Raw genomic sequence first — 22,180 nt, 5'->3', positions numbered from 1 at the left:
TGAACTGCTACTATAAAAAAGTTTGGAGATGATATGTATGAATATAACATCAATGAATCCTTACAAGTCAGTGACATATACAAAGAATGTGAATGTGAATACAAACAATAAAGAAATTGCATTTTCTATTAGTTCAGCAACGGATGATGTGCAAAAAGTAAAGGCTAATTCTCCTATTTGGGAAGAGATTTCAAAAAAATACGATGTCAGGAATGCTACCTTTAATGATATCACCGATATATCAAAAGCATTATATGATGCAGGTGAAATTTCCCTCAAGGAAGTTGCTTTTCTATCGTTTGATAATGAAAGAGCCTCAAGGAATTTAGTACGCAATGCCACACAGCAAGGGATTCAAATTTCACCTGATTTCAGCATGTATGAGACAAAGACAAATGAAAATGGGCAAAGAGATTGGATTGCAGAGTTTGAAGCAAGAGCATCGAAAGATTTGAAGTATGGTAATTTAATAGGCAATCAAAACAAAATAAAAGCTTTATCTATATTACAGAGACTAGATGCTCTAGTAAATTAGCATGCAAGTGAGGATATAGAATGAGATATACAAATAGTACTGATGAGATTACGGCAGATATGCTGAAGGGTTTTTTTGTGGGATGGCCGAAGCCCCCAAATACTGAAACTCACTTAAAGCTTTTGAAGAACAGCAGTAAAGTGGTGCTGGCCCTAGATGATGATGCAGATCAAGTCATTGGCTTTATAACGGCGATTAGCGATGGCGTTTTGTCTGCATATATTCCGTTCCTTGAAGTATTGCCGGAGTATAAAAATCAAGGCATCGGCCAGGAGCTGGTAAAGCGGATGCTAAAGGAGCTCGATCATATCTACATGATTGATCTATGTTGCGATGATGACGTAGTACCTTTTTATGATAAGTTCGGCATGATCAAATCAAACGGAATGCTTGTGAGGAATTATCAATGGCAGTCGGGTAAATTGAACGAATAGCTATTTGAATATGTTCGGAGCAGTGGGGAAGCAGAGAGCCGTCCCTTGCTTCCATGAATAATCCCTTCTCAAATAATGAGATGGGATTATTTTTTTATCTTGAAATGATTAATTGAAATACAGAATTGAATCGAAAGTCCTAGAGAATAGAAGCGATAAATCAGGATTATTGGAATATAATGATAGTTGATAGGAATCTACTTATCTGTAAAATAAAATAATCGAGATTTTTAGAATGAACAACATGAAATTACAATAGGGGAGTCCTAAATGAAAAAGAAAATGAACTATTTAGTGTTACTTTTAACGGCCATGTTGATGTTTGGTTGCACCAACGTAGAAGATGCATCCAATACAGATGGAGCAAAAGAAGTAGTAACCACAGTCAATACAAATAATAATAGTGAAAAAGAAGAAGCCGTCACGCCGGTTGTTGAGGAACCGGAAGTAGAGGATACACCAACTCAACCAAGTAATGATTTGTTCTCAGGATTCAAACTGATTGAAGTTGATGGTGGTGATTTGTCTGGGTATCGTGAAGCTAACGTCGTCGTTGACATTGGTTATGGGGAACGTGAATATTGGGCATTCACTAATGAATACGGGCAACTGGTACGTGTCATTGCTGACGAAATCATTCTACAAGATGACATTAACGAATCTGTATTATCGTCTGGCAGATACTATTCTGATGAGGCAAAGGTTCCTGGTGTCGAAAGTGACGTTTTAGATGAAGGACATATCATTGCTGATTCTCTCGGAGGGGTATCGAATGCTTATAATATTACCCCGCAAGATAGTGCGCTCAACCGACATGGTGATCAAGCTTATATGGAAGAAGTGATCCGCAAAGCAGGTGGGGCCACTAATTTTGAAGCAATTATCACATATCCGAATACGGAAACGCAGATTCCTTCAAGTTATCAGTATACCTACACATTAATGGGTAACAGGATCATTGATAGATTTGACAATGTGAACCCTGATGAAGTTAACGCATCACTCGGTACAACTGGCAGTGAGCCATCCAATTCAACCGGTTCGGATACAGACGGTGATGTTTCAAGTGTTGATACAAACGGTAATGGACAGGTGACGATTAAAGAAGCAAAAGAAGCAGGTTTCAGTATGCCAATTACGAGTGATCATTGGCTCTATAAATATATGGACGATCGAGATGGTGATGGTCTAGTAGGTGAGTAAGCCCCTGGAACTTTGAGGCAAAATAAATAAAATGAATAAGATTTTTCTCGTTGGACGATTGATAACCATTTGCGAATATAAAAAGATTCAAATTGAAAAGCCGCCTCCCATCTGGGAAAGCGGCTTTCCTCACTTCTTTAAACTACTATAAACCACCAACCGATCCGAATACTCCCGCACACTCCGATCAAACGTCCCAGTACACGTAATCAAATTCAAATTACTCTGAAACGAATAATCAAATATCGCATCAACCGGCGCTTCACCTTTTCCATAGGTTTCAATCCGATCCACTACATAAGTAAGCGATTCTTCTTCATTGTTGAACATTTGAATTTCATCACGAGACTTCAGGTTCTTAAGCACAAATAAGATAGCATGACAGTTTCTACTGTCGACGTTGCCACGATCTTCTGGCAAGTGGCCTTGGTTCTCACAGCCGACGGTTTCGAAGGATTCTGGGACGTCCAATTGGCCATTTTCCTGAAGGCTAATTCTTTCCAGTTTTTTATTTCTTAATGGTGTAGAGGTCTGTTTTAGTACAATATACTTTTATTCATTTTATATTTTGTAACGATAGTAAATCTCCGAGAATTTCGCGAGAAAATATATTCTTCTAGGAATAAGTATTGAAAAAAATTCCAATAAAACATACCATTGTATCTAGATCGCCGCGATGATAAGAGTAAAAAAGGAGGAGTTATTTTAAAATTAATACAGTTTATTGATACTAATTTACTTTTAAAGGATGTTAGAAATATTTGTTTTAATAATAGTTAAGGTGAATAGTTCTAAGGATCTATTGAATCGAAAGGGAATATGACAAATACTGTGAATTAGGAGATGTTTTATGAAGAAACTTTCAGTTAAACTATTTTTAATGTTTGTATTATTGGTAAGTATTGCTACACCGGGATTTGCTGAAGATAATAAATCAATTAATGAAGAATTAAGAGAAACTGAGATTAATAAACTATATGATGAAAGGGCAAAATTACTTTTAAACGAGGAACTAAGTGAAAAAGAATTAGATAAAGCTCTTGGGAAAATTGACAAAAAATTAGAAAAAATAGGTGTTGATTTTCTTACTTATGAAGAGGTTGAGGAACAATTTGATATAGAGAAACTTGCAGGTGATTCTGAATTTTCTACGATGATTGCTGTACCAGTACAATCTAATGTTAGTTGGTCTACGTATCGCTCAACAGTCTATCACTCTACTGGAACATATAACGTTCAGAGATTGGTTGCACAACCTAATTCAAAAAGTTCAAATTTGAAGTCAAGTGGGTTTAGATATATTAGCTCAACATATAATTGGAAAGCTGGTAGTATGAATGCTTTAAAAACAGTAGCATCCAGTGTTGCTGGTGAAATACCAGGAGCAAGTTTGGCATTAACAGTTTACGATACAGTTTCAGGCTTTGCATCTGGTATTAGTAGAGAAACTACTGTTACTGATGCTGAAATTTCGTACACATGGTCTCAAGCTACAACTGCAGTGTTTAGTTATGTTAGGAGAGACTCTCAGTCAGATTCTTACCAAGAATTAACATATATTTCCACTAAGGTGGCTGCCTCTATTGGGTACCAATATCCAACTTTAGTTTATTCGGGAGGATCTGTAAGTCCAAATGTAGTTCAAGGTAAACGAAATCTAAACTTAGTTCCTCCAGGATATGATAGTGGTCATAATGCAGTTAACGCATATGTAAACGTATATGCACCTAGGAGATCAACAATTGATAGAATTACACTAACTGGATTGGAAACAAAAGCTATTTCTAATATTTATCCTGTTAGTCCAATGTTCCCTGCGCAAATAAATTAAAATAATTTATATTCTGGAGGAAGTCATATGAATATCTTTAAAGGTGCACCTATTGTCTTTGCAGGAGTCTTACTCCTCTTACTATCATTTGTTTTTTTGGTATTTTATGACTTTCCAAAGAAAATTGATTTGGATTATCCAGCATATGAGTATAATTCAAATCAACCAGAATACGGAGAAGAAACCAGAATTAAGTTACAGGGTGTTCTAAAAAGACCAATTTTTAGTGACGAGGTATTTAGCGGGAAAATAATAATTGATAAGTACCAAGAAACAGCAGAGTATGAACTCATTGACGTAGGTTTCCATAGCGAAAATGGGATGGGTTCATTATCTTATACTAATACTAGTAACGGTGAGTTAGAATTAAATTTATTTGGGGTCATTTGGAAGTCGGATGATTTTGATATGGTAAATATTATGTTAAATAACCCAAATTCTCAATCAAGTGAAGAGATACACCTTCGTATCTCTGCTCCAGCAAATAATTACAATGAAGCCGAGAGAATTGAAGGTAATTTAATTGACTAGCTGTAAAAAATGACTTTAATAGTTATTTTAGAAGTCAAAATACAGACTACCTTTTGAAGTTAAAGTCAAAAGGTAGTCTGTATTTATTTGGTATAGTGGTATTCAATTTATATTTTCTTAATCTTTTCTCAATCCACTATAAACCACCAACCGATCTGAATACTCCCGCACACTCCGATCAAACGTCCCAGTACAAGTGATCAAATTCAAATTACTCTGAAACGAATAATCAAATATCGCATCAACCGGTGCTTCGCCTTCCCCATAGGTCTCAATCCGATCCACTACATAAGTAAGCGATTCTCCTTCTTTATCGATCACTTGAATTTCATCCCCAGGCTCAAGATTCTTTAGTTCAAAGAAAACAGCCGGGCCGTTTCTACTATCAACATGTCCGGAGATGACGGTGTTGCCGCGCTCTCCTGGCATGGGACCTTGGTTGTACCAGCCGACGGTTTCGAAGGATTCGGGTACGCCCATTTGGCCGTTCTCGATGACGCCGACTTGTTCGACGATTGCGTCGACTCCGATGGCTGGGATGACGATCCGGTGTGGTTCGATAGTGGTGCGTTCATCTTTGACTACTTTTCCGTTCTCATTGGTGGAGGGGGTGCGTGTGGGGATGGCTGTTTTTTCTTTTTCCGGTGCTGCCGCTTCTGTGGTGGCAGTTTCGGTTTTCTGGGTTTCTTTTTGACTCGCGTTGTTCGCAGTATCGTTTGCGGATGAGCATCCGGCAAGTTGTAGAAGCAAGGTGGATGCGATGATAAGGTGCTTCATGGTTAGCGACTCCTTTTTGGATAATAGAAAGAGAGGGAGGACCCTCTCTCGTCTATCACTCTATTATTATTGGTTACCGGCTTTTCTTCTAGCAATCACTGTCATGGCTACCAGAGCAGAGATGACTCCTGCAATGCTCCACATGATAGCGGGGTTCATGCCGGTTGTTGCTGTTCCACCCATACCGGCATTCGGCATGTCAGATGGCTTTTCTTCAGCGAATTTCTCAGGATGTTGGTCTACAATCGCACCTGCCATCATTTCGCCTACACCGAACATGTGCGCATACGCTTCACGGATGGTGTTGTAGGCAGTTTCATAATCGCCTTCGTTATAGCTGTTGAATGCATTCAGTAACTCATCGATATGCATCTGCAATCCAGCTTCAAGGTCTTCTGCTTTCAGTCTTCCTTCTGTTGCTGTTTCAAGGAATGCTGCTTGCTCCACTTTGTACGCTTCAAGCTCGGCCAATGCCATTTCTTTACCTTCTTCGTTCTCTTCAGCTGTTGCTACTACATAGTCTACGAAGTAACCGATATGGCTGCTCCAGATCTCTTCGAATTGTGCTCCGCCTTCTTCACCATAGACAGATGCTACTGCTGCAGAAAGGTCTGTCGTGTTTCCGCCTAATGCTGTTGCGGATGCATCAAAGTCGCCAGCTCCGTCAATTCCTTTTTGCATCGCAAGGATTGCCAGTGCAGCATGCTCGGAGAATAGGTGATTCAAGTCAGCGCGTAAGTCTGCTGCCGGGGTATCAACACTTGTGTTCTCGAACTTTTCCGGGAACTGATCCGTGATTGCCCAGGAAAGACCTTTACCAGGCGCATACATATGCACGATGGAATGTCTTAGGTTCTCATATGTTTTATCAAAATCGCCAGCTACGTAATTATCAAATGCCCATACAAGCTGCTCCACGTGCATTTTCAATCCTGCTTCAAGCTCTGCAGCCTTTAAGCGACTTTCAGTTGCCGTGTCAAGGAATGCTGCCTGTTCCACTGTATATTCATCGAGTTCGGCTAATGCCGCCTGTCTTCCTTCTTCATTGTCTTCAGCAGTTGCTGTTACATAGTCGACGAAGTAGCCGATATGGCTGCTCCAGATCTCCTTGAATGCAGCTCCGCCTTCCTCACCGTATACGGAAGCTACCGCTCCTGATAGGTCATCCGTGTTGGCATTCAATGCACCTGCTGCCTGTTCAAAATCCTCTGCTCCATCAATCCCTTTTTGCATTGCGACAACTGCCAGGAATGCATGTTCAGAAAGTAATGCATCCAGGGAAGCGCGAAGGTCAGATGCTGGTGTTGATACGGAAGTCATATGGTCACCATGCGATCCATGTTCCTCTGCATTCGCTACTCCATACGCTGGCAGTAATAACCCAACACTTAACGGTACGGCAATCAATGCTTTTTTCCAGTTCACATTTTTCTTCATCTACAAACACTCCTTTATGATTTGGTTTCAACTACCTAACGCACCGGATCAAAATCTGGATCACTTTTTTTGAAAAAAGTTTTAACATATTTTTTAATCCAATTTTCAAAGTAAATGAAAAGAGTAATAGGTAATTTATGCTAAAATACAAATATAGGGAAATTGCTCTTGTTTGGAAGATTAATAATATTAGTGGAGAGGTGAAGCAGTTGAATGGGGAGTTTAACAGCAAACACTTTAGTCTTGAAAAAGTTAGTGATGGTGTATATGCGGCTTTAGCAAAAGCTGGTGGTGGAGCTTTAGCGAATGCTGGATTTGTGGATTTAGGAGACCAAGTTATCGTTTTTGATACATTTAATACGCAACAAGCATCGCAAGATCTGAGGAATGCTGCTGATATGATAACAAATAAGAATATTACATTTGTTATTAATAGTCATTGGCATGGTGATCATATTCGAGGTAACCAAACTTTTAAAGATATTAACATCATTTCTAGTGAAACAACTTTATCAATGATAAAAGAGTTCCATCCCTTAAGAATTAGGAAGCAGAAAGATGACATACAAGGACTAACAAATTATATAGAATCTCTAAAAAATCAGTTAGATAAGTCCAGTGATTTAGAGTTGCAAAATCAAATTAGTTTTTTATGTGAACTAAAACTTTCTTTGTCAAACCTGGAATTAGTATTACCAAGCCAAACATTTATTGATGAACTGAGCATACAGGGAACAAAACGAAATGCAAAGATTTTCACTCTTGGTGGAGGGCATTCATACTGTGATGCAATGCTTTATATTTCTGATAGTAAAGCAATATTTATGGGAGACTTATTATTTGTTAATTGTCATCTAACATTTTTCGAAGAAACAAATCCTGAAAAATGGCTTGAAATCTTACAAAAAGTTAAAAACTTAGAAATAGAAGCTGTAATTCCAGGACACGGTTCTATTGGTACAAAAGAAGACATTACAAAAAATATAAACTATATAAGGTCTTTGATGTCCTTGGTTTTGGGAAAAAATGAAAACAACAAAACTGAAATTCCTGATTTATATAAAGATTGGACTTCTCCAGAGATTTATCACCAGAATATAAAAAGACTAGAAGAATCATTAACTACATAAAAGATTATCCACATTATTTTCTAAATGACAGTAACAATAACTATCTTGTTATTCGATTAAAGGAAGCGGTAGCTACATAAGGTAGTCGCTTCTTCATACTCAGGTTTAATAGAACAACCCAGAATGAATTAGATAAAATGAGAAAGGTGAATGCCTATGATACTTTGGTTTCGACACTTACCACAGAAAAGTATGGATTTGTCAGAATGGACTCCTTTCATACAAAATTATTGGTATCGAAAACATTATATGAAGTTTGTATACCTTCTTCAGATAATCATTTTATCGATACCATATTTCTTTAATTTAGGATTCACTGATATAAAAATATTTTTACTCATCATAATAGGTTTTCTTGTTTTCATCATTCACGAATGTCTACACCTTTTGGTCATAAACAAAAAAGGTGATATTAGCGTAACGTTTACCGGTATATTTTTTTGGATAAATACAAATGCAATCCTCTCTAAGGTTAGATTCTGGGTCTTTATGAGTTTGCCTTTTTTTGTATTATCGGTTGTGCCTGTCATTCTATCGTTCTATGTTTTAGGAAATATAAAATTAATCTTAATATATATAGGGTGGTTCAACACGTTGATTTCTTCCTCAGATATCATTAATTCATTTCTTATTTCAATTAAACCTAAGAACACAGTTTTTTGCAGAGGCTATTACCAAAAAAACAATAATGATAGGCAAATTAAATTTGTTTGAACTATAGTTAGAGCACAACGATAAACCTTAAACTAAAGCTAGCTTATCTGGAAAATTAAGTATCCTTTTTTATGAAATTTTTAATTGAGCTGATAAGAAATTTTTGAACCAATTGGTATTAAAAAATAGGGAAGAATAACGGATTAAGACGGTAAATCAATGTAAAGGGTGTTTATTATGAGCGAGCAAAGGTTTTTTCCTGAATTAGAGACTAACAGATTAAAATTAAGAAATGTAAACGATGCTGATACCGATTTTATCTTTAACCTTTTCAGTAATGATAAGATATGTGAATTTCTATATGATGAAGAGATATTTACGAAGAAAGAGGATGCAATAGAATTTGTAGAGTGGTATAAAGGTCCAGAAGGAAAAGGATATAATAGATGGATTATAGAGGGGAAAAACAGCAAAGAACAGATGGGTACCTGTGGTTTTCATTTATGGGACAGAACCAATAATATAGCAGAAATAGGGTATGATTTGTGGTATGAATTTTGGGGATGCGGATATATGAAAGAGGCATTGATTGTAGCAATAGAGAGTGGCTTTAGTAATATGAAACTAAATAGGATAAATGCATATGTAGCTTTGGAAAATAAAAAGTCTTCAAATACATTAGAAAGTTTAGGTTTCGTAAATGAAGGGATTTATCGAGACAAACATTTGTTTAAGGGCAAATACTATGATCATTATTTGTATTCCCTACTAAAGAGAGATTGGAACAAGCAATAGTTCTTCATTAAAGAGGAGCAGTGGGGACGGTTCTCGTGCTTTCTTTGAAGTTCGAAGGAAGCAGAGAACCGTCCCCTGCTTTCTCGTTCAAGTGTCTTGTTCTTAAAAAACGGGAGATGAAAGAAGTGCATCCACTGAACTATACATAAATAGTGGCTGTTTTTTAAAGGGCAGCATTAACGGAATATGTATGAATGAGTGCAAGAAAAGAAAACTAAGCAGGTGAAGTTATTTGAATAAAGTGATTGATAAACTTAAAGAAATAGATATCGGAGAAGTAGGAATAAATATATATTCCAGCAAAGAACAGAGAAATAATACTTCATTAAAGAGTGAACTAACAGTCCCTCTTGCATCAGCTGCAAAGGTAGCTATAGCATTTTGTGTAGCTAAATGGGTAGACGAGAATTTATTCAATTGGGATGACTTAGTTGAAGAAGTGTCATTTAATACAGAAGAAGATAGCAAAGAACTATATCCTCATCTACAGAAAAGAAAATCGCTTCCTTTAAGGGAGGCGGTTGAAGTAATGATTGCTTGTCATGATAGCAAAGTTGCTAAATGTATTGTGAATTTTTGTGGTGGATGGGAAAAGTTAAACAAGTCCATCCAGACTTATTATCCGTCAATAAGTATTACTGAAAACCCAAGAGATATTGAAAACAAGGCTCAGCTAAACCATATGCTTGAATTAATGATACATATATTTCAAGGGTACAAAACACTACCTATCCTTTGGACACCAATTATTAATGGTCTGGTTAGACAAAGGGGAGATATAAACAAAATTCCCTCACACCATCTAAACCATATGACAGGTGGCTTAGACAATGTTGTGATTGATATTGGAATAATCGGTGACTTCAATGATAATCCTTATATCTTTGCATTAGGGGCTATTAATTTACCTAATAGATTTAACAGTCAGGTTGCTGATAACAAGATTATAGAAGCTATGAATTTGCTTTATGCTGAATATTTAAAGCAGTAAGCAGCTTATTCAATTGTAGTGTTGCTCCTTACTAAAGAATTGAACAGTATATTTTAAAAACTAGAGGTGGAGATTCTGTTGCAAATAGAACTAAAAAATGAACACTTGCTTGAGGTTAGAAAATATAGATCCTCTAGGTCTTAATTTAAAGTTTGAGAGAGGAGAATTTTATGAATCCTATTTTAATAGATGTTCCGTTACAAATAGAAACAGACAGATTAATTCTTCGAGCACCACAAGAAGCTGGTGAAGGGAATGTAGTACACCAAGCTATTAAGGATTCAATTAATGAGTTAAAGCAATGGTTGGTTATATTCCAGGAAATTCCTACTGTTGAAGAAACAGAAATTCTCCTGAGAAACGCCTATATAGATTTTTTGAAAAGAGAAAGCTTTCGCTATCTTATCTTTCATAAAGGTACTAATGAATTTATTGGAACTGTTAGCCTTCATAGAATTAATTGGAAGATTTCTAAAGGTGAAATTGGATACTGGGTTAACTCGCAATTTAGTGGCAATGGATATATGACAGAAGCAGTAAGAGAGTTAACTAACCTTGGCTTTCAGCAACTCAAATTTAGAAGGATCGAAATAAGATGTGAATCAACAAACTATAAAAGCCGTTCGATACCAGTGAAACTAGGTTTTGAATTAGAAGGAACCTTAAGAAATGACGATTTATCTTCAGATGGTAGTAAGCTAACTGACACTTGTATTTATTCAAAAATAAAGTAAGTTTTGTGAATGAGCATTCCACTTAAAACAAATGAAGAATTTTTGGGTTTTGTTTTTGATTATGTATATGATCAAGAAAACTCAAAGACACTTAAGGTAATGCTGGAGTGATAATTAAGACAGGTAGTTTTATATAATACTTATTCATTCTAAGGGAAGCACTACTGTATATGTAGAGGGCGTTTCTTTAGAAAATGGTAGAGGTGAACAGAATGAAGAGGCCTGATCCAGTTGAAGCAGCGAAACAATTTATTGATAAGCACTTTTCAAATTGCCAAGGGGCTTTATTAGCAGGAAGCGTAGTTAGAGGAGAGGCAACAGAAACTTCCGATCTTGATATTGTCATTTTTGATAAAAGACTTCCTTCATCATATAGGGAGTCTATGTTTGACTTTGGATGGGCAATAGAGGTTTTTGTCCATAATTTAACTTCATACAAATATTTTATCGAAATGGACTGCAAAACTGCAACGCCTTCTATGCCAAGAATGATTTCTGAAGGCATTATTTTAAGAGATGAAGGAATATTAGAATCTATTAAAAATGAAGCGAAAGATATATTAGAGAAGGGACCTGAAATATGGTCTGAAGAAACTGTTAGAACAAAGCGATATTTTATCACTGATGCGCTTGATGATTTTTTAGGCAGTAAAAACAGAGCAGAAGAGATATTTATAGCTAATACATTAGCTGATCTTGTTCACGAATTTGTTTTAAGAACGAATCGACAGTGGGTTGGTTCATCGAAATGGATTATTCGTGCTTTGAATCGATATGATGAGAAATTTACCGTAGAGTTCGTAGAAGCTTTTGATGTTTTTTATAAATCAGGTGAGAAAAATAAGGTTGTTAAATTAGTAGATAAGGTGTTGGATCCTTATGGGGGGCGTTTATTTGAAGGGTTTTCTCTGGGAAAAGATAATCCATAAAACCTCTTTAAGCAATCGGGGAGAATAGTTGAAGGAGAAGGGGCATTTAAGAATTTATGAATAAGATAAGAAAAAGGTATATTATCGGTGCATTACTCGTCTTTTTTATTTTATCCATGGTGACAAATCCAACGAAACAAGACTATATCAATTATACAAATTTTAATGAAAAAAAGATGGAAGAATCACATGAACAACTTGATTTTGAAGTAGAAAGAATCAATTTCTTTTTATTTTCAACTTATGCTGTAAAAGAGTTGGCACTTGACCATTATGGTAATGTCCATTTGGGGTTTATGGGTAATTTTTTTCAAATATCTGAAGGGCAATACGATTACCCAGGGTGGTTAGAGTTTTTCAACTAATCGGTGCTATAGTTGCATAGTGTGCTCTCTTTTCTTTATAGAGGAAGGGTGTTGATAGATTTTGTAAAGGAGGGGGTTTGATAATATCACTTTTTACTATTGGACCTTTCGCACCACTAGTTGGAATGATAGTTGGTTTTTTTACTCACATCATTATAATACTTATAAGGATTTCAAAGAAATTAGATAAAATTGGGAATGGGGTAGAAGGTAATGAAAATAAAAATTTTGAAACACATCACTTAAATTAACTGGAGCTTTTCTTTGAGCAGAGAACCGCTTTACTTAAGAAGTGTGCAGGATTGTAAAATAAAAATGAACTTTATTGTTCTGGAGTGAGTTATATGGATAGATTTTTATTTATCTTCGGCATTATTGTATTTTTCCTTAGCTTTATATTTTTTGTAATGAATTTTATTTCAGATTATGAAAGTACTACTATGGTAGGCTCTGTATTAGTAATGCTTAATGCAAGTATAGCAATATGTGTTTCAGAGATATTAACAAGAACTAAAAACTTAAAATAATATTCAATCCATTATTAAGCAAACGGGAGCTAGTGAGGAGTACTTAATTTACTTCAGTACTTGCAATAATACTAAGTGATTTTTGTAAAGTGGGGTGATTTAATGTCTGAGTAGACAGACTGATTCAGTTTTTTTGTAAATGGTGAATTTTTTTGTTGGCATATTGTTGATTATGAGAGTTGGAAAAGAGAAAGAGTAAGAAAATTAACGTAGGAACAAATGCAAATGTCACCTTGGGGAACCTGGAATGATACTTTACTAAAAAAGATTGGCTGAAGCCTGGACATTAGATAAATGGATTTAGATCATTCAACTTAAGGACGTTTGATTAATACGGAGATAGCTTATCTTTCCAGCGAATTAATATATCTGAGGTGAATCCCTTGGCCAAAATTGCTCTAATAACAGTTACACACGATCCAACAGGGAGAAATATGAAGCTTTTTAAACAATTACAAGAAGAGATTGAAGGAATTTATTCAGAACTATTTATTACAATAAGTGATGCATCGTGTATTAATCTCTTGGAAGCAATGAAACAAAGCAAATTTAAAGTTAAAGTGATACCTAAAAATGGTGCTGCTGCGGCAAGAAGAGAAGTTTTGAGCTTTGGACTTTTGGGACAAAGTCAATATTATCATTATTGTGATTTTGATAGACTTCTAACTTGGTGTAAAAACCACATGAATGAACTGAAACAAGTAACATCAAATCCAGAGAATTACGACTATCTTATTTTAGGGCGTACAGAAAGAGCAATGAATACACACCCTGAGGAATGGATTGAGACGGAAAAGATAACAAACAAAATTTGTTCTCTGGAATTTGGAATGAACGTTGACATAACAGCTGGATCTTGTTTGTTTTCCAAGGTTAGTGCGGAATACATAAATAAATATTCAAAAGAAAAGATGACTGATGCTGAATGGCCAATGATAGTACATAGAATTGCGAAACTAGATATAGGTTTTTATCCTGTTGAAGGTTTAGAGTATCACGAAGAAACAAATGGCATAACTAGAAGCATTAGTGAAGCTGAAAAGTGGATGGGACGATTAAAACTTAGCTCAATTATTAGTGAAACAGCCATAACAACAGGGAAATAACTTATACCAACGGAAGCGATTGCTTCATAGTGTAATCACTCTTAATTGAAAATCTTTCGGCAGGTTGTTGAAAATAGACTACATCAAGGGGGATTGTTTTATGTTTGTGGTTAATGTAGAAGGTGCCATTCACCGAAACGGAAAATGGCTTTTAATCTTGAGAAGCGAAAAGGAAGAATACGCTGGAGGTACACTTTCTTTGGTCGGTGGAAAATGCGAACTAGAAGGCTATTCATCTGATATTTTAGAAAGAACTTTAATACGTGAAATCTTTGAGGAAGTAGGATGCGAAGTTACAGGTCTAAAATATGTAAATAGCTCTTCCTTTGTTACTGACTCAGGGATGAATGTGATTGATATTGTTTTTCTTTGCCATCATAAGTCAGGAGAACCTTTTTCCAAAAGCAGCGAAGAAGTGGATGATATAATTTGGATGACTACTTCAGAGATTCAAGGTAATACTGAACTGCCTGGATATTTAAAGAACAACATCAAACAAGCAGAGAAAATACTACTAGATAATTCGAATGATAAATATTAATAATACATATTCAATTAATGGGAGCATTTCTGGAAAAAGGTAGGCCTCTTTTTTGTGAAATTATTTTTTGAGTTAATGGTCTATATTTGAAAAAATTGATATTAGGTAATCGAGCAGTTTAATCGAAGAAATGTTAGCTTTTTGCGTAAATGCGTTATAGTGAAAAGGAGATGTTATGAATAGAAAAATCGGTGTTTTTTTATTGATTTTCTTTTGTTATTTAATATGGCTATATTTTGCAAGATATGAATCTTCAATAAATGACTGGTGGACAGTCAATGAGGTAAAACGGAGAACTGAAGATACTGTCGAAATAAGTGTATCATTGGTAAAGGTTTTAGTGGGTATGGTTATATTCACTTTTAGTGGAACTATTCTTTATTTGTTGATAGGAAAAAGGAATTAGACACTTCTATAGAAAGAAAGCTGAAAACCAAAAGTCTAAGCAGAATGTGTAAAAGTCTTGGGTATTCTGGAAAAGGGAGCATATCTTGAAAGAAAAGGTAGGCTTCTTTTTTTGTGAAAACAATTATTGAGTTAACGGCCTAAATTTGAAATAATTGGTATTAGGTAATCGAGCAGGTTTGTTCAATTAGAAATCACCAAGGGAAGAGCATTTACTGTAAAACAACATTAGACGTATTAATGTCTGAAAAAATGAGATGAAGCACATTATCATTATTGTACGGTATAAATAAAAATATATGGAGGAATAGTTATGTGGGTAATATTAGGGGTCATTGCAATAGTAGTAACTTTTATAAATCTTTATATGTATGCAGCAGGAAAGGATTATAAGCTCGCTATGGCGATGGGATTATCATTTACAGCATTAACACTTTGTGCAGAATACAGTCTTGTATCGGATTGGGTAGAAGTGGAAGATTGGGCAGCTTTATTGGATGTAGTACCTGGTATGGAGAGGGCATTATGGTTTTTGACAATGGTTTCTATCTTACTAAATATAACACCTATACTTTTAGAACTAAAAGGTAAGAAATAATGACTTATTGTTACATCACTTAATTAGCAATTATTGGGTAAGTCTTTATATATAACTCACGGGGGCGTTTGCTGAACAAGCAGCCGCCCCTCTTCAACTACGTCAGCAAGTTTTAGCATCTTCGGTTTTTTGGCAGGAATATTGAATAAGTCTATAAATAAGGATGCTTAACAAGGATGAGGTGCTTGATAATGAAAAGCAGGAAACTATTGTTTGTTACTTTCGGAATATTGGTTGTTGCAATTTTATCTTTTTATTTTAATGGTACCAAACAGTTTTATGGGAATGATGAAGCATCAATAGTTAAAGTAATTAATTCTATTGAGGGATATGAACATAAATCAATTGAAATCTTGGAGATAAAAGATTTTAATGATCTAAGGATTGTAGCGTTTTTAGCTAATAATAAACCAGGCTGCATAGAGTTTACTGAAAATAAGAAAGGTAACTATATATGGAGAAATATAGAAGTTAAAGAGAATGAGACATTTAGTTCTTTTCATATTTCTCCTCGTAAAATGATGTTTGTAACCAATAATGAAAATGAAATTGCTAAAATGCAAGTAGATATAAATGAGCAAAATTTTGAACGGGAATTTATCCCGAATAAAGCAACTGTAACTTGGGCTGATTTACCACAAACAGATAATAACGAATATACATTTCGGAACTATAAGTATTATGATAAAGATGGAATTATCATTAAGAAGTTTGACTAACCAGCTAGTAAACAATCGGGAGCTTTGTTGGAATATAGGATTGATGAGGTCATTGATATAACTGAAGGAGGAATGAAATTGAAAAAAGAATATTTTGTACAATATTCGGGCCAAAGCATAATTAATAGTGTTGACTTTCCAAAAGATGCTTTTGCATCTATATCTATTGGAATGACTGACATTACAAATGATTTAATAATTTCGTTAGTCCATAAAATGTTCGGTCTTCCTGTTTTCTTTGTATTAAACTCCATGATCTTTGGATACGAAAAAGAGACCTTAATATCAAATAATATTCCATTTTATGAATTTTCGTCAGATGGAGCTGTTATAAAAGTAGACTCAAAAGAAAAATTACTTCTTATAAGTAAGCTTGCAGAAGAGCTGGTTAACAATGGTCTGAGTGTGTTCATTTTTCACGGAAAAGATTTATCAGAGCAAGATTTAATTCCCCCAAAACATTGGGTGGATAAACCTTTAGTATTTAAAAACCTTGATGTTAATAAACTCGAAACCTTTCTGGATATCGAAGAGGTGGGTATTACCATATTTACTAGAAGTAGTTTATTTGACTCTCCTGAAAAAATCCCGACTTACATACCCAGTGATTACTTCCTAAATATTAATAGTAGTGATATATAACTTATCGGGTATGGCTTTGCTCCGCAATCGGGAGCAAATATGGAAGATGCATCCACTAGTCAAAGCAGGAATAGTGGCTGTGTTTGTTGAATTAAAGGGCAGCTGTTGAAGAACTGATTTTAAAAAGTATCTGATTAAAAACTAATAAAGGGGTGATTAGATGAAAAAGGTTGGATTTTTACTGGGTTTTGTAATAGCTATTATTTGTGTGTTCATATTTGTAAATAAACTATACTATCCCCCTCTTCCAATAGAAAATTTATCAGCAAAAGAAGCAATTGAAAAACTAAAAGAATCGGAGAGTAAAATAGCTGAAATTGCAGTAGAAGGGGATATTATTTGGTATATCACAAGTAGTCAGAATAAAGGTATATCCGATGCTGATGAAAATATTAAACAAATGGTTGTCTCAAATGGATGGGAATTTAAAGAAAAAGATGGTGCTGGTCTATTCTTTGAAAAAGGCGATAAAAGATTAATTGCGACCACTCAAATGTGGACTGAAAATTATGTTCTCGTTAAAATTCCTAGTAATTTTAAATAATCTTACGTTTGCTGAACAAGCAGCTGCTCTTTGTTCAAGTATAGGGAATGGCATTAAATCTAAAAAAAATCGGTAGAGGAGAACAGAATGAAGAGGATTGATCCAGTTAAAGCAGCGAGACAATTTATCGGTAAGCACTTTTCAAATTGCCAAGGGGCTTTATTAGCAGGAAGTGTAGTTAGAGGAGAGGCGACAGAAACTTCCGATCTTGATATTGTCATTTTTGATAAAAGACTTCCTTCATCATATAGGGATTCTATGTTTGAATTTGGATGGGCAATAGAGGTTTTTGTACATAATTTAACTTCATACAGATATTTTATCGAAATGGACTGCAAAGTGGCAAAGCCTTCTATGGCAAGAATGATTTCTGAAGGGATTATTTTAAGAGATGAAGGAATATTAGAATCTATTAAAAAAGAAGCAAAAGATATATTAGAGAAGGGACCTGAAATATGGTCTGAAGAAACTGTTAGAACAAAGCGATATTTTATAACCGATGCGCTTGATGATTTTTTAGGAAGTAAAAACAGAGCTGAATATATATTCATAGCTAATACATTAGCTGATCTTGTTCACGAATTTGTTTTAAGAACCAATCGTCAGTGGATTGGATCTTCGAAATGGATTATCCGTTCTTTGAATCGATATGATGAAAAATTTACCGTAGAGTTCGTGGAAGCCTTTGATGTTTTTTATAAAACAGGTGAGAAAAATAAGGTTGTTAAATTAGTAGATAAGGTGTTAGAACCTTATGGGGGACGTCTATTTGAAGAGTTTTCTTTGGGAAAAGGGGAAGATAATCCATAAAACCTTTATTTGGATCGGGTGTTGCCAGCTGGGATAGTTCCTTATATGATGCAATGTTAAGTAATGTGGGGAATACATTAAGCAATAATTGGTATTAAGAATCTTAAGAGGTGATGGGATGAGACAGATTATTGCAATGGGTGGAGGAGGTTTTTCTATGGAACCAGAAAACCTACTACTTGATAAATACTTTTTATCTCAAATAAAAAAAGACTTACCCAAGGTATGATTTGTTCCAACCGCTAGCGGAGACCAATCAAATTATATAGAAAGATTTTATAATGCATTTAAGCTTCTTCCTAGCCAACCTTCTCACATATCTTTATTCGAGCCAGAATTTGAAGACTTAGAAAAGTTTGTTCTTGAGCAAGATGTAATTTATGTTGGAGGGGGAAATACCAGGAATATGCTTCTTTTGTGGAAGGAATGGGGATTAGATCAAGTTTAAAAAAAGGCTTATGAAAAAGGAGTTATACTTGCTGGACTAAGTGCTGGTGCAATCTGTTGGTTTGAAGAAGGATTAACTGACCCATTAAATGCACCGTTGTATAAACTAGATTGTTTAGGCTTTTTGAAGGGAAGTAATTGTCCTCATTATGATGGAGAGAATAAAAGAAAGCCTTCCTATCACCAATTAATCCTAGAAGGAAAAATGAAAGAAGGATACGCAGTAGATGACGGTGCAGCTCTTCATTTTGTTAATGAAACACTATCTAAATCTGTTAGTTCTAGACCAAAAGCAAAGTCTTACTTTGTCAAATGTGTAAAAGGTGAAATTATCGAAAATGAGATTAATACAATTTACTTAGGCTGTTGATAGCGGACAACTTATTCAAGACTAGGGAGCGATTGCTGTATAGTGGATCGCTCCTTACTTAAGAATTGGGCAGGATTATGGAATAAGAAATACGTTATCTTGTTAAACATTTCAGGTGTGTGTATATTGAAATAAATGAGGTGTTTTAACTGTTTATTAAATGGTTTAGGATAACTGATGTTGGTGTAGTTTTCGGAATAATTATTTCGATATATCCAATCATAAAAGCAAACAACATAGTAAAAAAGGTTAAGACGAATTCTAATAGTGAAGAATTACCACAAAGAAATGATAAAAGGGCATTTTTGAAGTACATAAGGTTTTGTATCTTAGGAATATTTATTACAACAGTATCTTTTATCATAAGAGGATTGTTATAAACAGTTTTTACTAAAGGTTGCTATGCTTCAATGTGGGGGCAAGGAATCTTTCTTTAAGTAACTGAGCACGTTAGTTCAGAAACTATTGCTACATTACAAGAAAGATTCTGAATGTTTTGAGGATAAAAAAGCCATCTATATATTTATAAAATATAGATGGTTTATGTGAAAATATAATTTTTTAGGGTTGGCAACATAAATTTCCTTCGCCCTTTTGTAAAACAGATTTTAGACTATCAAGAACTCCTGACCATGCCATTTGGTGCCAGTTAATTGCTTCAGTCCAGTCCTTATTATCTTTAAATCCAATATGTTCAACAATCACTTTTGTAGAATTATCATTGATTGATTTGAAACTTACATTAACATTTGTTAATTCATTTTCATTGTTCATTAACGTCTTAAATTGGTCTGGACCTTTCCAAGTAAAATGTAGCTCTTTTTCATTAATAATCTTTGTGATTTTACAACCTTTAGTATTCATCCCTTCGCTATTCCCAGGTATAAAATAAAGTTCGTATGCACCACCCTCCTTAGGATCTACTACTGTTACAGGTGCAAACCATTCAGAAACTCTTTCAGAGATTGTCCAGGCTAACCATACTAAATTTAATGGTGCATTAATTGTTACCTCTTTAATAATAGCTTTATCATTTGTGGTAGTTGTCAAAGAAACCTCTCCTTTTATATATTGTAAAATTATTACACTTGAATTGTATCATTATTGAAATAATTTCAAAAGAATTTTTTTGAGCAATGCTTAATTACCTTATTCAACTAACTGGGAGCATTTCTTCAATTTTTTATGAAATTATTTATTGAGTTAATGGTCTGTATTTGAAATAATTGGTATTAAGCAATAGGGCAGGATTGTGGTGCGAGGCGTTTCTAACTCAAATTGAGAATGGCATACATTACTCAGATAAACGTTAGACAATTCCTTCTGGAATTGAAGGATTATATTGAAGAGTCAAATGATTGGGTAACGCCTTGAAGGGCTCTCTCTTAGTCGAATAGCATTTTATTTAGCAAGAATGAAAGTGTTATAAGCTCGGCAAATAGGCATGAGAATCTACCGTATCAGTGATAAACTGACGAAATTCTACCCGATGGGGTGAAGTGGATCATGGTGCTTGAGCTGGATGGACATGGTGAGAACGCTTTTAACCCTATGAGAACAGAAGGGTAAGCTGACAAATTTCCGAATGTACGGGTCTAAACCTGCAATGCATAGAAATGTGCATATCACCTATCGTGAGGTTAACTGTGGCTGAGTAAGAATCGCAATTATGAAAAACCATGTAATGTTATAGGCATTTCTAAGTTAACAGGCCTACAGGAAACACCTAAATTCGTCCTATAGTAGATATAATTCAACGTTGTAAGCTGGTAACGTGGAGGACTTGCTTCTTATGAAGCGTTGACAGGGAAAATCATAATGAGAGTAATTCTGATATAACCTCTCTTAATACCAGTGAAAGTGGTGGCACAGTACCAATGAAATGTCTAATCCACATGGAGGGATAGCCACTAGACTAATGAAGATGACTCAACCATGTAAGGCAATTCTTTATCGGTTAATAAGGTTCTTGTAAGAGTAAAAGAGGTTTAACTCCTAAGGGAGACACCGACTTGTTAAAACGGAAGAAATTGAGACATTCAGAGTATTATAGTATGCAGCATTGTTTAGACAATCTGTATGCTCAAAGTGTCAATGGTCAGAATTTCTATGACTTAATAAACATTATTAGTTCAAATGATAATATACGTCTTGCTTATCGTAATATAAAAAGAAACACTGGAAGTAAAACTGCAGGTGTAAACAAATTAACCATTCAAGATATTCAAACTTTATCTGTTGAAGAGGTCGTTGAGAAAGTTCAAGAAATGATTCGATTTTATCAACCTCAAATGGTAAGGCGTGTTTATATACCAAAAGCTAACGGTAAAGTTAGACCCTTAGGTATCCCGACTATTTGGGATAGAGTTCTTCAGCAGTGTATCTTACAAGTTTTAGAACCAATTTGTGAGGCTAAATTCTATAAACATAGTTATGGTTTTAGACCCAATAGGAGCACTCATCATGCAAAAGCAAGATTTGAATCTCTCATTAATTTAAGTGGACTTTATCACTGTGTGGATGTAGATATTAAAGGTTTCTTTGATAATGTAAACCATAGCAAATTACTCAAACAAATTTGGGCACTTGGCATAAAAGATAAGGCACTGCTTTCTATTATTTCTAGGTTGTTAAAAGCTGAGGTTGAAGGAGAGGGCGTAACGAAAAAGGGAACACCGCAAGGTGGTATCCTGTCTCCGTTATTATCTAACATCGTTCTGAATGAACTTGATTGGTGGATAAGCAACCAATGGGAAACGTTTAAAACTAAACATCCTTACAAATCTAATGGAAGCAAAGTGCAAGCGTTGAAGAAAACCAACTTAAAAGAGTGTTATATTGTCCGCTACGCGGACGACTTTAAAGTGCTTTGTCGTACTCGCTCTCAAGCGATTAGGATGAACCACGCCATAAAGGAATTTCTTAGTACGAGACTTCATCTTGAGACTAGTAAAGAAAAATCTAAGGTAGTAAATTTAAAGAAAAACTCTTCAGAGTTCCTAGGCTTTTCGTTTCGAGCAGTACAAAAGGGAAAAACCCGTAAAGGTTTTGTGGCACATTCTTGTATGACAAATAAAGCAAAAAACAATGTGAAAAATAAAATTAAGGAATCTATTAAAGCTATT

24 protein-coding genes and 1 pseudogene are annotated in these 22,180 nt (G+C 35.0%); 21 read left to right on the top strand and 4 right to left on the bottom strand.

The window, feature by feature from the left end:
* The first annotated feature begins 37 nt into the window (after nucleotides 1-37).
* From ACFVAD_RS07620 to ACFVAD_RS07610, 3 genes are all read left to right on the top strand, one after another.
* On the top strand, nucleotides 38-535 hold the full coding sequence (locus ACFVAD_RS07620; RefSeq protein ID WP_386637742.1) for a hypothetical protein: 498 nt from the start codon (nucleotides 38-40) through the stop codon (nucleotides 533-535).
* A gap of 20 nt (nucleotides 536-555) precedes the next feature.
* Nucleotides 556-969, top strand: a complete 414-nt coding sequence (locus ACFVAD_RS07615; protein WP_386637740.1) for a GNAT family N-acetyltransferase — start codon at nucleotides 556-558, stop codon at nucleotides 967-969.
* Between the two features lie 270 nt (nucleotides 970-1,239).
* The gene (locus ACFVAD_RS07610) at nucleotides 1,240-2,172 is read left to right on the top strand and encodes a DNA/RNA non-specific endonuclease (RefSeq protein WP_386637738.1); all 933 of its coding nucleotides are present in this window, start codon (nucleotides 1,240-1,242) and stop codon (nucleotides 2,170-2,172) included.
* 129 nt (nucleotides 2,173-2,301) lie between these two features.
* Here the strand turns inward: ACFVAD_RS07610 and ACFVAD_RS07605 are convergent, their stop codons facing one another.
* On the bottom strand, nucleotides 2,302-2,592 hold the full coding sequence (locus ACFVAD_RS07605; RefSeq protein WP_386637736.1) for a class F sortase: 291 nt from the start codon (nucleotides 2,590-2,592) through the stop codon (nucleotides 2,302-2,304).
* A gap of 430 nt (nucleotides 2,593-3,022) precedes the next feature.
* Between ACFVAD_RS07605 and ACFVAD_RS07600 the strand changes: the two genes are divergently transcribed.
* Nucleotides 3,023-4,003 carry a hypothetical protein gene (locus ACFVAD_RS07600; RefSeq protein WP_386637734.1) on the top strand — a complete coding sequence of 327 codons (981 nt, stop codon included), beginning with the start codon at nucleotides 3,023-3,025 and terminating at the stop codon, nucleotides 4,001-4,003.
* 27 nt (nucleotides 4,004-4,030) lie between these two features.
* A complete protein-coding gene (locus ACFVAD_RS07595) occupies nucleotides 4,031-4,534 on the top strand; it encodes a hypothetical protein (RefSeq protein ID WP_386637732.1) in 504 nt (167 codons plus the stop codon).
* A gap of 117 nt (nucleotides 4,535-4,651) precedes the next feature.
* On the opposite strand, the gene ACFVAD_RS07590 is transcribed toward ACFVAD_RS07595, so the two are convergent.
* Both ACFVAD_RS07590 and ACFVAD_RS07585 read right to left on the bottom strand, forming a co-directional pair.
* Nucleotides 4,652-5,311 (bottom strand): class F sortase, encoded by a 660-nt coding sequence (locus ACFVAD_RS07590; RefSeq protein ID WP_386637730.1) that lies wholly within the window; start codon nucleotides 5,309-5,311, stop codon nucleotides 4,652-4,654.
* Between the two features lie 66 nt (nucleotides 5,312-5,377).
* A complete protein-coding gene (locus tag ACFVAD_RS07585; protein WP_386638307.1) occupies nucleotides 5,378-6,736 on the bottom strand; it encodes a copper amine oxidase in 1,359 nt (452 codons plus the stop codon).
* Between the two features lie 149 nt (nucleotides 6,737-6,885).
* Here ACFVAD_RS07585 and ACFVAD_RS07580 point away from each other — a divergent pair, with 149 nt between their 5' ends.
* The 15 genes and pseudogenes from ACFVAD_RS07580 (at nucleotide 6,886) to ACFVAD_RS07510 (ending at nucleotide 19,055) form a co-directional block, all read left to right on the top strand.
* Nucleotides 6,886-7,878 carry an MBL fold metallo-hydrolase gene (locus ACFVAD_RS07580; protein ID WP_386637728.1) on the top strand — a complete coding sequence of 331 codons (993 nt, stop codon included), beginning with the start codon at nucleotides 6,886-6,888 and terminating at the stop codon, nucleotides 7,876-7,878.
* A 150-nt stretch (nucleotides 7,879-8,028) separates the two neighbouring features.
* Nucleotides 8,029-8,592: a DUF3267 domain-containing protein gene (locus ACFVAD_RS07575; RefSeq protein WP_386637726.1), complete on the top strand. Its 564-nt coding sequence runs from the start codon at nucleotides 8,029-8,031 to the stop codon at nucleotides 8,590-8,592.
* 177 nt (nucleotides 8,593-8,769) lie between these two features.
* Nucleotides 8,770-9,327 (top strand): GNAT family N-acetyltransferase, encoded by a 558-nt coding sequence (locus ACFVAD_RS07570; RefSeq protein ID WP_386637724.1) that lies wholly within the window; start codon nucleotides 8,770-8,772, stop codon nucleotides 9,325-9,327.
* A 232-nt stretch (nucleotides 9,328-9,559) separates the two neighbouring features.
* Complete coding sequence (locus tag ACFVAD_RS07565; protein ID WP_386637722.1) at nucleotides 9,560-10,318, top strand: serine hydrolase; 759 nt, start codon at nucleotides 9,560-9,562, stop codon at nucleotides 10,316-10,318.
* 170 nt (nucleotides 10,319-10,488) lie between these two features.
* Nucleotides 10,489-11,052: a GNAT family N-acetyltransferase gene (locus tag ACFVAD_RS07560; RefSeq protein WP_386637720.1), complete on the top strand. Its 564-nt coding sequence runs from the start codon at nucleotides 10,489-10,491 to the stop codon at nucleotides 11,050-11,052.
* 212 nt (nucleotides 11,053-11,264) lie between these two features.
* Nucleotides 11,265-11,981, top strand: coding sequence for a nucleotidyltransferase domain-containing protein (locus tag ACFVAD_RS07555; protein WP_386637718.1), 717 nt, complete (start codon nucleotides 11,265-11,267; stop codon nucleotides 11,979-11,981).
* A gap of 56 nt (nucleotides 11,982-12,037) precedes the next feature.
* On the top strand, nucleotides 12,038-12,346 hold the full coding sequence (locus ACFVAD_RS07550; RefSeq protein ID WP_386637716.1) for a hypothetical protein: 309 nt from the start codon (nucleotides 12,038-12,040) through the stop codon (nucleotides 12,344-12,346).
* Nucleotides 12,347-13,256: 910 nt separating this feature from the next.
* Nucleotides 13,257-13,979 (top strand): hypothetical protein, encoded by a 723-nt coding sequence (locus ACFVAD_RS07545; RefSeq protein WP_386637714.1) that lies wholly within the window; start codon nucleotides 13,257-13,259, stop codon nucleotides 13,977-13,979.
* Between the two features lie 100 nt (nucleotides 13,980-14,079).
* The gene (locus ACFVAD_RS07540) at nucleotides 14,080-14,520 is read left to right on the top strand and encodes an NUDIX hydrolase (protein ID WP_386637712.1); all 441 of its coding nucleotides are present in this window, start codon (nucleotides 14,080-14,082) and stop codon (nucleotides 14,518-14,520) included.
* A 718-nt stretch (nucleotides 14,521-15,238) separates the two neighbouring features.
* Nucleotides 15,239-15,523, top strand: a complete 285-nt coding sequence (locus ACFVAD_RS07535; RefSeq protein ID WP_386637710.1) for a hypothetical protein — start codon at nucleotides 15,239-15,241, stop codon at nucleotides 15,521-15,523.
* A gap of 191 nt (nucleotides 15,524-15,714) precedes the next feature.
* On the top strand, nucleotides 15,715-16,242 hold the full coding sequence (locus ACFVAD_RS07530; RefSeq protein ID WP_386637708.1) for a hypothetical protein: 528 nt from the start codon (nucleotides 15,715-15,717) through the stop codon (nucleotides 16,240-16,242).
* Between the two features lie 78 nt (nucleotides 16,243-16,320).
* On the top strand, nucleotides 16,321-16,884 hold the full coding sequence (locus tag ACFVAD_RS07525; RefSeq protein ID WP_386637706.1) for a hypothetical protein: 564 nt from the start codon (nucleotides 16,321-16,323) through the stop codon (nucleotides 16,882-16,884).
* A 160-nt stretch (nucleotides 16,885-17,044) separates the two neighbouring features.
* Entirely contained in the window at nucleotides 17,045-17,428 is a 384-nt protein-coding gene (locus ACFVAD_RS07520; RefSeq protein WP_386637704.1) for a hypothetical protein, read from the top strand.
* An 87-nt stretch (nucleotides 17,429-17,515) separates the two neighbouring features.
* On the top strand, nucleotides 17,516-18,238 hold the full coding sequence (locus ACFVAD_RS07515; RefSeq protein ID WP_386637702.1) for a nucleotidyltransferase domain-containing protein: 723 nt from the start codon (nucleotides 17,516-17,518) through the stop codon (nucleotides 18,236-18,238).
* A 118-nt stretch (nucleotides 18,239-18,356) separates the two neighbouring features.
* Nucleotides 18,357-19,055 (top strand): annotated as a pseudogene (locus ACFVAD_RS07510) (Type 1 glutamine amidotransferase-like domain-containing protein).
* A 561-nt stretch (nucleotides 19,056-19,616) separates the two neighbouring features.
* Here the strand turns inward: ACFVAD_RS07510 and ACFVAD_RS07505 are convergent.
* On the bottom strand, nucleotides 19,617-20,105 hold the full coding sequence (locus ACFVAD_RS07505) for an SRPBCC family protein (protein WP_386637700.1): 489 nt from the start codon (nucleotides 20,103-20,105) through the stop codon (nucleotides 19,617-19,619).
* Nucleotides 20,106-21,109: 1,004 nt separating this feature from the next.
* Between ACFVAD_RS07505 and ltrA the strand changes: the two genes are divergently transcribed.
* The coding region (gene ltrA, locus ACFVAD_RS07500; protein WP_483887608.1) for a group II intron reverse transcriptase/maturase at nucleotides 21,110-22,180 on the top strand (1,071 nt) is incomplete at its 3' end.

The sequence above is a fragment of the Sutcliffiella sp. NPDC057660 genome, assembly GCF_042800035.1.
GTDB lineage: Bacteria > Bacillota > Bacilli > Bacillales > Bacillaceae_I > Sutcliffiella_A.
Note: the sequence above shows the minus strand (reverse complement) of the source record. Positions and strands in the feature narration are given on the sequence as shown.